Source organism: Pseudomonas siliginis, assembly GCF_024072275.1.
Classification (GTDB): domain Bacteria; phylum Pseudomonadota; class Gammaproteobacteria; order Pseudomonadales; family Pseudomonadaceae; genus Aquipseudomonas; species Aquipseudomonas siliginis.
Map to the genome: position 1 here is coordinate 5,197,474 of NZ_CP099598.1, position 12,033 is coordinate 5,209,506.

The 12,033-nt window shown below is 61.5% G+C and carries 8 protein-coding genes; 2 read left to right on the forward strand and 6 right to left on the reverse strand.

What is annotated here, in order from left to right:
• Positions 1-112 precede the first annotated feature (112 nt).
• Complete coding sequence (locus NF676_RS23865) at positions 113-859, forward strand: S24 family peptidase (RefSeq protein ID WP_041477707.1); 747 nt, start codon at positions 113-115, stop codon at positions 857-859.
• A gap of 418 nt (positions 860-1,277) precedes the next feature.
• On the forward strand, positions 1,278-1,448 hold the full coding sequence (locus tag NF676_RS23870) for a hypothetical protein (RefSeq protein WP_016772997.1): 171 nt from the start codon (positions 1,278-1,280) through the stop codon (positions 1,446-1,448).
• A gap of 62 nt (positions 1,449-1,510) precedes the next feature.
• On the opposite strand, the gene NF676_RS23875 is transcribed toward NF676_RS23870, so the two are convergent.
• Genes NF676_RS23875 through NF676_RS23900 form a run of 6 tightly spaced genes read right to left on the reverse strand, consistent with a single transcriptional unit; the run spans position 1,511 to position 11,693 of the window.
• Entirely contained in the window at positions 1,511-2,323 is an 813-nt protein-coding gene (locus tag NF676_RS23875) for a YfaP family protein (RefSeq protein WP_095181917.1), read from the reverse strand.
• A gap of 3 nt (positions 2,324-2,326) precedes the next feature.
• A complete protein-coding gene (locus NF676_RS23880; RefSeq protein ID WP_252886860.1) occupies positions 2,327-3,946 on the reverse strand; it encodes a DUF2300 domain-containing protein in 1,620 nt (539 codons plus the stop codon).
• Between the two features lies 1 nt (position 3,947).
• On the reverse strand, positions 3,948-8,522 hold the full coding sequence (locus NF676_RS23885; RefSeq protein ID WP_252886861.1) for an alpha-2-macroglobulin family protein: 4,575 nt from the start codon (positions 8,520-8,522) through the stop codon (positions 3,948-3,950).
• Positions 8,519-9,169: a DUF1175 domain-containing protein gene (locus tag NF676_RS23890; RefSeq protein ID WP_095181920.1), complete on the reverse strand. Its 651-nt coding sequence runs from the start codon at positions 9,167-9,169 to the stop codon at positions 8,519-8,521. Before NF676_RS23890 ends, NF676_RS23885 begins: the two co-directional genes overlap by 4 nt.
• Complete coding sequence (locus NF676_RS23895) at positions 9,154-10,866, reverse strand: DUF2138 domain-containing protein (protein ID WP_252886862.1); 1,713 nt, start codon at positions 10,864-10,866, stop codon at positions 9,154-9,156. Before NF676_RS23895 ends, NF676_RS23890 begins: the two co-directional genes overlap by 16 nt.
• Positions 10,867-10,901: 35 nt before the next feature.
• On the reverse strand, positions 10,902-11,693 hold the full coding sequence (locus tag NF676_RS23900) for a YfaP family protein (RefSeq protein WP_252878968.1): 792 nt from the start codon (positions 11,691-11,693) through the stop codon (positions 10,902-10,904).
• Positions 11,694-12,033 lie beyond the last annotated feature (340 nt).

Consider the following 12,033-nt stretch of genomic DNA (forward strand, 5'->3'; position numbering starts at 1 on the left):
TAATCTGTTTAATTTCCCACAAGTACGTCTTACATCCCGTCGCAAAATACAGGCTTTTTTTGAACGCCCGGTTTATTCAAACCGCTCTAGTCCGGCCGTAGACTCCGTGTTTATGAGAAAGAACACTAGCGGTCCACGATTCAAGGCACTCCTGGAAGCAGCGAACATCAGCACCACGGATTTCGCAAGGTTCTGGGGCACGGAAGCCCAAAACGTTCATAACTGGTACACCCGGGGCGTCCCGGCGTATCGCATGGAAGAAGTCTCACGCCTGTTGTCGGTCAATAGTGAATGGCTGAAAACCGGGGAAGGCGTCAAGGAGGTCGCGCGCCTGCACCCACCCGCCAGCAATGGCGACACGTTCGATGCCCAGGCCATCTGCGGCGTCTACACCGTCATCAACCCCAGCGACATCGACCTGGCATTTTTCAAGGAAACCCCGATCGCCAACGGCGACGGTAAAACCCACGTCATCCTCGACCCCGACCAATCCCTGCGCCTGCCCCGCGCCCACCTCGATCAACTCGACATCCAGCACGCCAACGCCATCTGCGCGCACATGATCGGCAACAGCATGGCCGATCGCATCGAAGACGGCTCCATCGTCGCCATCGACCGCGGCCTGACCCAGGTCGTCGACGGCGAAATCTACGCCGTAGAGCACGACGGCATGCTGCGCATCAAATACCTGCACCGCATGCCCGGCAACGGCCTGCGCATGCGCAGCCACAACAGCGCCGAATACCCCGACGAGGTCTTCCGGCCAGCGCAGATCGAAGAGCAGCGGATTCATATTCTTGGCTGGGTGTTCTGGTGGTCGACACTGGGCAAGCGCCGGCCGGTGGTGCCGTTTCTGTGATTGTTTGCCAGAACCTGTGGGAGCGGGCTTGCCCGCGAAAAGGCCCTGACAACCGGTACAAATCCGGAGTTTGTAGCGCTTCAGTCGCTCTAAACCGCACTTGAGACTGGGAATCCAAAGCAAAACTCAGTATCCTGCGCCCCACATTCGCGCATCGACCCGCCCAGCGGCTCGGATGACGCCCGACGCGGCAGACCAACGTCTGACCAAGTCCCACAGCCGGACGCAGATCCGGATGTACGTTTTGAAGGCTGGCGCGGTTTACCAAAAATAAACCAAGCCAGTCCCCGAGAAGCCGGCCACAAGCCGGCTTTTTAATGCCTGCAACAAACCATATCCATTGCTGAAATTGCATTCCAGCTTGTATAGCGCCCAATGCACTGGTTACCGTCCCGCCAAATATCGCAGGAAACACCAAATGCCCAAAACCTCATTCCCCATTGAGGACGCGCTGAAGCGCGCCGCCGAACGAGGCGAGCCGCCTGCCGAAGATAAGTTGGCCAGTGAAGAAGATGACGAACTTGCCGCCATCGTTCACGAGCGCCTCGCCGCTCCTCAGCGAATGCAGGTCAGTCTGGCTGATCTGTAAGCTGTTCGAGCGCCCAGCTACAGTTGCTGAATTTGTCCAACAACCCGTTGGACAAATTCCCCTCACGGATAACTGAACGACTTCACCAGCGTCAATTCCCCCGCCGTCCGCATCGGCACTACAAACGTCTCCATCTTCTCGCTCGGCGTGCCTTCTTCAGTAATCACCGTCACCTGCGCCGTGGTCAGCGCCTGAACCGCTTCATCCCCACCTTCGTCATCTCCGCGATATCCACCGCCGTAATAATTCACATACACCAGATACTGCCCCTTGATCGGCGCGGCCATGGCGGCGATTTCCGGGCCGTAGCCGGTGGTGACGTCGACGTCGAGGGCGGCGCCGTTGGCGGCGCTGCGGTTGCCGTACCAGATGTGGGCGCCGTCGGGGGTGATCAGGTGCAGGTCGAGGTCGGTGCCGTCGCTGTCCCAGGCCAGCAGGACGCGCAGTTTGGCCGGGGTGGAGCCGCCGCGGGCGTTGAGGAATTGCGTGCGGTGGCGTTGCTGGCCGTCGGCGCTGCGCACTTCGACGCTGTTGCTGCCGTTGGGGAAGGAGAACGGGCGATCGAAGCCGCCGGCGGGGTCGATTTTCAGTGGCATGCTGACGCCGTTGACGATCAGGCGCCCGGGTTCGTTGTTCTTCGGCACGGCTTTGATCTGGCCGCTGATTCTGGCGGTATTGGCCTGGCCAAGCGGTGTGTTGACCGACGAGGCCGGGTAGTTGACAGTCTGGCGAAAGCTCTCGCCCTCGCCTTGCGGTGCGCCGCTGCGCCAGCCGCCCACCGGGGTGTCGAGTTTGACGCCATCGGCGGCGAACGCTTGCGGCAGCACGTTGAGGGCACAGAGCAGCAGCAAGACCTGTGGATAACGGAGTGTCATGGTCTATTCCAGCAAAAGGTGACGGGCGAGCCCTTCGATGTAGGTTTCATCCTGGCCGTTGGGGTGTGCTTCGAAGGCCAGGTGCAGATATTCGTGGGTCAGATCGAGGCGATCCTGCAGGCTCAGCACGCCGCGCACGTATATGCGCTGGCGTTCGCGGTCGACGAAGGGCCGGCCGAAGGCAAGTTTGCATACGGCGAAAGTACTGACTTCGTTGTAGCCGGTTTCGCTTTCGAGCCTCGGACGCCAGCCGCGTCGCTGCTTTTGCAGCCAGTCTTGCGCGGCGGGTAATGCTTCGCAGGAGGCGACCGGGTTGTCCCAGCGGCTGAGGCTGGCGCGTGGATAGGCGTGCAGCAGAATCGCGTCGTAGCGCTGGCGGGCGTTCGCTTGCTCGACGGCTTGCTGCCAAGCGAGTTTGTCCGGGCCGGGCTGGTCGGAGTGATAGGTGACGGTGCTGCCGGCCAGTACCAGATCCGCCGTCCACGCCGCGATGTTGCGTGACTCGGCAGAGGCTGGACGCGGGGCGACGCGCTGGCGATTGCTGCTGTCGTCGATGCTCAGGCAGTCGCCGTTGCGCGTGGCGTTTTGCAGCAGATAAGTGCGGATCGCTACGGCCAGCGCCTTGGCGGCTTCGGCAGGTTCAGGTTTGGCTTCGCGCTCAAGGACACGGGCGACATATTCTTCGCGATCAAGCCTTGCAACGAGTTTGTCGTTGAGCAGAAACAATTCGCCATCGCTGTGGATGTCCAGCGTGTTGCCGTTGGCGAATTCGACGCGGTAGTCGCCGCGCAATGGCCCGGACGTGGCAACACGATCTCCGGCCAGAACTTTCGACACCGGGTATTTCGAGAACAGCCCGACTTCCACACAACGCCCCGCGTCCGCTAGCCAAGCCGTCGGTAATACGCTGGCCAGCGCCTGACCGTAATGCCGCAGAACCATTTGACTGGTACCGGGTCCACCCGCCCAGATCGGTGCGCCGTCGGCGGTCCAACCGGCGAATCCACCTTGCCGCGATAGTGCATCCTGGTCGCCGAGCCAGCTCCAGGTTTTCACCCGCAGGCGCCCGCCCAACTCGCCGACGACATTGCCGTCCGCCGCGTTCAGCACGACATCGAGCAGCACGCGGCGCGTCTGATCCTGCGCTGGCAGCAATGCCAGAACGCTCAATAACTCGGCAACCGAAACCCTTGTTGCCGGTTGCACGGCTGGCAAATCCAGCAACCACGACGGTGCCTGCCGCGACTGCCAATACGCTCGCCAATCCTTCGCTGCAATGCCCAACCGCGCGGGGTCGAAATACAGACCGCAGGATTTCACCAGTGCCTGATCCCGCTCGATCTTGCCGCCCGCCGAGCAGCAATAAACTTCTTCTTTGGACTGCCCGCGACATTCATAAGCCGGCTCCCGCGCACCGGTATCCACCAGCCAGGCGTAGACGAACAACTTCCACAGACTGCCCAGCGGCGCATCCAGCGACGCTGGCAACGGTTCGCGCTTGATCAGTTGCGTCTGACTCAACGACAACAACTCGCCCTGATAGGCCACGCGCAACGGCTCATCCTGCGCTGTCGCCAGCGCAGGCATCACACCCATCAGCAGCCACAACAGCGGCCGGCGCATGTCAGTTGACCGTGACCTGACCGAGGGCAGCTTTAGCCTCCTGGGCCTGATGCTGCGGTGCATACACTTGCTTGAAGCGTACCGGCGGCAGGTTGAACTGGCCCTTCTGCGAGAAGCGCACCAGATGGCGCAGGCGCAACTCACCGCTCAATGCATCGACCGGCACCGCGTAAGCCAACTGACCCGGTTCGAAACGCGCTTTCTCGAGCGCGGTCGGTTCGGTGCCGTCCTTGCCCTGCAATTTGATGCCCCATGTCGTGCGCTCGACATCCGCGCCCGGTGGCAGCGGCACTTCAAGCATGCCGTAGCGCAGCGGTTTCGGCGCTTTGCTGGTAAGGATCACCTCGTCCAGGTACAGGCTGTCGCTGGACAGCGGCTTGGTGCCGACCGGCTCGAGTTTGAAGGTGAACGCTTCGTCGCCCGGCACCAGCCGCGACAGACGCCGAGTGACGCTCACGGCCATCGGATCGACCTGCGGCTGTTGAGTCTGGAAGCTCAGCGCTGCACGCAACGGCCGCTCTTGCGTGCCGGACACGCTCAGTATGTTCGGCAAAGGCGTCGCGCCTTGCCATGTCCAGTACATCTCGCCGCTGGCGCCGTAGTTTTTCTTCCAGCCCTCACCCGGCATCAGCGCGATGGTCGGCGAGGCCTGAGCGATGCTGCGTTGCAGCCAGGTCAGCGCCAGTGCACGTTCCAGTGTCGATTGCTGCGGCAACAGACGTTGCAACAACGCCGTCGCACGGGCCTGATCAAACGGTTGCAGCGACAGGTTCAGTGCTTCAACGAAGGGCTGCGAGCTGACCGCCAGACGTTGTTGCGCTGCGCCCAGTTGCCGATTGAACGCCTCCGGCAAAGCAACTTTCGCCTGCGTCGCCAACGATGCAGTGAGTACCCGCGCCGCCGCCAGACCGAGCGCCGAATCCGGGTCGTTCATCACCAGACTGTCCTGACCGTCGTCGAGCAAGGTTTCGGCAGCGCCTTCACCGGCCTTGGCCAGATCGTCGATCAAACCGCTGAGCAGCGTGTTCACTGGCAGCTGCATCTGTTTGGCGAACGACAGAATCAGCGCCCGCTGCAGCAATGGCGTATTCGGCGCTTGCTTGGCGTACACCTCGAGTACGCGCTGCCAGTGCTCCGGCGGCAGGGTCAGGTCGAGTACGCGGCTGGCATTCCAGTCAGCGTAATAGGCATAGGCGGTGAGAAATGCATCCGGCTCGCCGTCGTAGCCCCACCAGGTGAAGCTCGCCGACGGCCCGGCCATTTGCACCAGACGCAGGCGGCTGTTCTGCATGATCAGGCGCAAGCGATCGCGAATCTGCGGGTTCGACGCCAGCGATGGATAAGCGATGCTCAGCGGCAGCAAGCGACTGGCGGTCTGCTCGACGCCGCCGTACGGGTAGCCGAGCAGATCATCGAGGGCGGAACGGAACAGCGCTTGCGGACTGTCATCCAGACGCAGGCGAATATCCGTGGCATCCGCCGGCAAACTCAAGGGTGTATCGCCGCTGACCACATCGAGACTTTGCGTTTGCGTGACTTGCCAGCCATCACCGGTGGCACTCAAGCGCACAGCCAGGGCATCGGCGACTTTGCCGTCCTGCACCAACTCCGCCGTCCACTCGCCAGAGGCCAAAGCGAACGCCGGCAGTGGCAGGTAATTGATGCCGCTGTTCAGGGTCACCGGCGAGCGCTGTTCGGCGCCGGCATAGTGCGTGACCAATTCAGCCTTGACCGGTTTCTCCGCCTGACTGAAAGCGAACACGCCCAGTTGCGGCTGATCGCCCTTGCGGAATTTGCTCGGCCCGCTCCACTTCAGGTACAGCGGTTTTTCCGAACGGACAAACTGCTTCTTCTGCCCGACCTGACCGTCATCGGCAATCGCCCGAGCGGTGATGCGCCAGCGGGTCAGCGAGTCCGGCATCTTGAAGGTGAAGCGGGTTCTGCCGTCGGCGCCGGTCAACAGCTCCGGCTGCCACGCAGCGGTGTCGACGTCTTCACGGCGCGGACGCTCAAGCACCTTCACGCCCCGTTCGCTGCGATTGGCTTTACCCGGGGCGCCGGGGCTACCCGGCAATGCCACGTCGTAGCTGATGAATGACAGGCTGGCACTGGTGCGCACGTTGTTGCGCCGAGGGTGATAGAAGAACTGGTCGATGCTCGGCGCGACTTCCGGTTGCAGCGCGTAGACCATTTCGTCGACCACGCTGACCGTCAAGTGTGCCGGAACCGCTTTGCCGGCGAACTGCGTGGTCAGGTCGACCGTGACCGTATCGCCCGGCAGGTACACCGCTTTGTCGGTGCTGATCGCCACGTCGATTTGCGGCGCGACCACTTTGATCCCGGCGTTCTGAAAGCTGTACTGACCGCCCTTGGTGTAGAGCACGGAGAAGGTCAGGTTCGGCGCGAAGCTGTCTTTCACCGCAATGCGCGCGCGGTATTGGGTGTCGCTGAGTTTTTCCAGTTTCAGCCAGTCGGCGCCCTTGGCTAGCAGCGCAGTGGCCTCGACCTTGTCGCGCTCCAGCGACAGCAGTGCGTCGCTGACCGGCTCAGGGAAGGTGATCAGCGCCAGCGCTTCTTCGCCCGCCTTGTACTCGGGCTTGTCGAGGACGATTTCCACTGTGCCCGGCACCGCTTTCACACCGTCGCCGGTGACCGAGTGGCCGGTGGCGCCGAGGACGCGACCGTGTTGATCCTTCAGCGTCAGGTTGTAGGTGCCCGGACGTTCGAAGGCGAGGCTGAAGCCTTTGTCCGTTGCGGCGAGTTTGCCTTCGCCGGTGCTCTGATCTTCCAGGCGCACCCAGGCGTAGCTGCTCGGCGTTACGGCTTTGCTTTGTTCGGTGCCGCCCTCGTTGGCGTAGCTGAAGGCAACCTTGTCACCGACTGCACTGAAACGCTGCGGCGCACTCAAGCGAAAACTCGCCGCGCCACGGTCGATGAGGATTTCCTTGGTGGTCTTGACCCGATACGCCGCGCCATCGCTGGCGAACACGGTGAGCATGTAGCGGCTCGGTTTTTCCGCCGCTGGCAGATCCAGTGTCGCGTTGCCTTTGCTGTCGGTAGTCAGTTCGGTGCTGGTCAATTCCACCGGGAATTGCCCGAGGTATTGCAGCTCGTTGTCGACCATCGACAGTTGCTGGGCGCGCAGGCTCAGGCTCAATTTGGCGTTGGCCACCGGTTTGCCGTCCGGATAGAGCAGCACCAGATTGCCTTTCACCGGCTCACCGGTGCGGTAATCCTGCTTGGCCAGATTCAGCGAGATTTCGAAGTGCGGCTTGATGTATTCGGCGACGCGGAAAGCACTGCTGTAGGCCTGATCCTTGTAGTTGAAACGGATCTCGTAACCACCGGCCACGGCGTTATCCGGCAACTGGAAGCGACCCTGGGTACCTGCTTTCGAATCAAGCTTCAGATTGAGGGTTTGCAGTTCGGTCCCCGTGGCATCGAGCACGCTGACACTGACATCCGCCGCACCCGGCAGCACCGAATCCCGGGCATTCTTGAACTCGCGACCGACGATTTTCAGCGACACCCAATCGCCCGGGCGATACAGCGGCCGATCGGTGAAGGCATACAGTTTGGTGTCGTAGATTTCGCTGTCGTAGTAGAAGTTTTCCGAGACGAACACGCCGCCCTCTTCGTCCTCGCCAATGACGAACGAGCGCTCCGGGCTGACGTGTTTCAGGCGCAGCAAACCGTCGGCATCGGTAGCACCGCTGCTCATCACGCCGAGGCCATCGGTCCACAGCACATTGACCTTCGGCACCGAGCTGCCTTCGTGCTTGCGCGCGGCCCAGACCAGCAGTTCATCACCGGCAATCTTGCTCACCGCGACGGTGTTGGAGACGAAAACCATGGTGGTCGCGCGGTACTTGCCGATCAGCGCTTCAACCAGATACAGCCCCGGCTTCAGGTTACCCAGCGGGATGTAGACGTTGCCCGGCGCGACGCTGACGAAGTCGCTGGACGAGCCGGCCAGATTGACCCCGGCCGGCGGCTGGATAGGCTTGGCCTGCCACAGCGGATAACGGAACTGGCTGACCACCGGCAAACCCGGGATCAGCGCGAATTGCGGCTGCGCGTCGTACGGCGTCGGCGCGACCATGGCCTCGCCCATTTTCAGCTCCGGCACTTCTTCGGTGACCTGCTTGCGCGACTCGTAGGAGAACGCACGCTGCATCACCCGCCGGGATTTGCGATACCAGTTGTCCCACAGATAGGCGAGAGTGTTGGACAGACCTTCGCCCTTGAACTGGCCGTCGCTGACGACGCGATGCAGGTTCTTCTGGCGCTTGAGGAAATCCAGCGGCTCGTCGATGCGATACACGCGAATGTCGGCGCCGCCGTACGGTTCCATGCGAAAGCGCCGGTAGTCACGACCCGGGGCTTCGAGGCGGACCATCGCCGGCTCGTCGCTGGCAAAACTGCTATCGGCGAGCAAGAAAAAACTCTCACCGGCCACCGGCGTGTAATTGCTCGGCTCCACCGAGTCTTCGGCGTTGACCCAGGTAAACGGCAGCAACAACGCCAACAGCAAGGAAATTCGCGAACAGATACGCAACATGCGGGCACCGGTCATTGGGAAAGAAAGTTCAGTCGATAGACGCCGATGAAGTTGGGGTTGGCTGCGTCGGGTATCCATCGGGTGTCCTTCCATGTCATGAGTTGCTGCAGGCTTGCCGAACGCATGCCGTTGTCAGTGGGGGTGGTGGTGCCGGTGTGATAGGCGATGTAGCGGCCCATCCAGATCATCAGGTGCTGGTCGTCGCCCTGATCGAAAAACATCAGGTCACCGGGCCGCGCCTGCGCCACATCGCGGCCGACCAGATGGCTGTTGAACTGAATCAGTTTGATCGCGTTGACGTACGGCCCGACCTTGCCGCCGCCCTGCTGCCACTGTTGCGCGAGCTTGCGTTGCTCGTTGCTCAGCGTCAGTTCCGGCGGCAGGTAGCGATTGGACAGACCATTGCTGCGCAGCCATTTGTCGTCGTGGACTTTCAGCGCTTCGTTGGCGGCAAAGCGCACCAGGCCGGCGCAGTCCTGCTGATACCAGCGCGGGCTTGGGCCTTGGCTCAGTTGCTCTTGAGCAATACGCACAAACCAGGCGCGAAACACCTGGGATTGCGCCGGATCGAGTGCCGGCGCCTCAACTGCGCGGGCACCTGCGCTCAGCAACAGCGCGAGCAGGCCAAGGCTGCGGATCAGTGCGCTCACAGCGCTTTCCATTCCAGCGGCAGCCATTGCCAGTGGCCGTCAGGCTCACTGCCTTCGGGCAGAGTCAGGGCATATTTGCCGTAGCCGCCAAGGGTGCGCAGTTTCGGCATCAGGTAGGTTTGCGCGGAGTTGTAGAACACCGGCTCCATATCCTGCGGCAGGCTGTCGAGGGTTTCGCGCTGCATCAGTTGCGCCATCGCGTCCGGGCCGAGGTAGATCGGCATCAGTACGTCTTTTGGCAAAACGTCGGCCATCGGCGGGAAGCGCTTGTCGAGGGTGCCGAGGGCTTTGTCGACGAGTTTGTCGTCGAGGGAAAACAGCAGCGTCGAGCCATGACGGGCAAGGCTGACTTTCATGAACGCCTTGCCGGAAATCGCCTCTGGGTTTTCAGCGGTCTTCGCCGCGTAAGGCCCGAAACTGGAACTGACCTGACGCTGCCAGACGTGGCTCTGGCCTTCCTGCTTGTCGATCACCGGGAATACGCTTTCGGCGACATTGGCTTCGAACGCGCCGACCATCGAGCCGAACAATTTGCCCAGATCACCATCAAGCTTGCTGCTGTCCTCGTCTTTGAGGCTGGCGACCAGCAATGGTGTATACAGCCGCGAATCGGCGTACCAGCACAGGCCAGCCGCGCCAGCGACGTGTTCGGTGAGGGTCTGCGCCACCGCTTCTTCAGCGCCGAGTTTGATCAGGATCGGTTTCTGCGGCTCGGCCGCCACCGGCAGGGTCACGCAAGCGCTCGCCCCCAGCGGCATCGCTTGCCAGACCGGTTTGAAGTCGAAGTCAGGCTGGTTTTCCAGCTCATCCATGGCCAGATAGCTGTGCCAGCCCTTGTCGTCCATGTCGAAACGCAGCCCGGCGAAATTCGGGATGAAGCGCTGATAGCCCATCGCGAGCACGCTGGAATTGACCAACAGACGCTGCTTGATTTCCGGGTTTTTCGCTGGCAAGCCGAACGCTTCGGGGAAGAGTTTTTCGCCGTTGAGCAACGCCGCCAGCGCTTGCGCGGAAACGCGGCCCGACTCTTCCGAGACGCCGCTCTCGGGGTCGTAGTACTTGGCTGGATTGGACAGCACCACCAGTTTGTCGCCGCGCGACGCAAACAGCAGCGATTTGCTGGCGTTGTAGCTGAGTTGATACAGCGGCACTTCGTCGCTGCCGACTTTGAGAGTGCCGAAGATGCTGAGCTGAGTGTCATCCAGCGCCACTTTCGCCAATGGCTCGAGCAGCTTGGCCAACCCGCCGCGATCCATCACCAGCAGGAAATCCTTCAAACGACCATCGGCGCCACGCCACAGCGCAACATCGGCCGGTTGATCGAAAAGCTGCTCGATCAGGCTGTCCTGCAACTTCAGGTCATGCTCGTAGATGATCCGCCGCAGGCTGCCGATCAGGCCGAGGCGATCGGCGTGGGTTTCGTAATAGAAGACGAAATCCTCGGTAAGCGTGGCCTTGAGGAACGGCACCGTCAGCAGGTCCTTGGGCAACTGGCTCAGTGAACGGGTTTCGAGCAAGGCATCCGGACGGCCGAGGCCGAGCTTGTCACTGGCAAGTGCCGCCGGCGGCGCTTTGGGCTTGAGCAGCAGCCAGCCGAAACCGCCCGCCACACCGGCCACCAGGCACAGGCCGAGCACGACCAGCGGCCAGCGCCGCGAAGGTTTGGCCGCCGGTGTCGCGGCAGCTGGAGTCACAGTGTTATCGCTCATGTTCACAACATCCGAGTTCATCCGTGGCGGGATGCTTAATAGTTGAAAGTCTTGACCAGCAGCAGATCACCGATCGCCCGCAGGGGCACGATGAAGGTTTCGCGTTTTTCGTCGACGGTGTTTTCGTTGAGCACCAGGGTGATCTGCGAGGTGATCACCTCGTTCTGATTACTGGTTTCCTCGAAGTTATAGCCACCATCGCCGTAGTTGCCCCAATAGTTGACGTAGACCAGATACGTGCCGTGCAGCGGCGCGGTCATGGTGAACATTTCCGGGCCGGGGCCGTCGACACCATCCGGGTCGAGGCCGCCGCCATTGCTCAGCGCCGGCCGTGCCCAAAAGGCATGCTGACCGTCGGGGGTGACAATATGCAGATCCAGCTCGGCTTTCGGGTCGTCCCATCCCAAGACAAGACGAATCTGCGCCGGCGTGCGCAGATTATTTGCTTCATAAAATTGCACGCGCTTGAGCGACTGGCCCTCGGCGCTGATCACTTCGACGCTGTTGGAGCCGGCGCCGAAGGCGTAGGGCCGGGCAAAACGCCCCTGATCGTCGGTGTACAGATTCAATGGATTGCCGTTGACGGCGAGGCTGTGCGGCGGACGCATGTGCCCGAGGGCTTTGAGCTGGCCCTGGATCATCGTGCGATTGCGCTGAATGCCGCGATCGATCGGCGGCGTCGGGTAGGCGACCTGCGAATTTTCCGAACGATCGAGCAGGCCGTGATAACGCCAGCCGCCGACCGGCTCGGACAATTGCGCAGCCGGCGCGGCCCACAGCACAGGCGCGCAGGCGAAGCCGATCAGCAGCAAAAGAAATGAACGCATGTGACGCCTCCTGCCATGCCTTGAACGAAACCTTGCACCCGATCCTCGGTACTTCACAGCGGTGAACTGCGTTTCGTCTGAACGCCCCGCAACTGTCGGGGCCGTAGAAGCCGCGAAGATTAGCGATTTGGCAGTTTTTTAACAATCGGATACATGTGTGATTGCTGTAGGAATCTCGCTTTCGAGAGGGCGTGAGCCGAATAGCGAAGTTATTCGGCTCATAAAATGAGCCGAATAAGCCTCAGCCCCGAAACTTCACATTAACTTTGTGACGAGGGGATTTATCCCAGCTCGGCTGCGCAGCAGTCGTAAAACCGGCGACTTCGATTTTCCTGAGAGT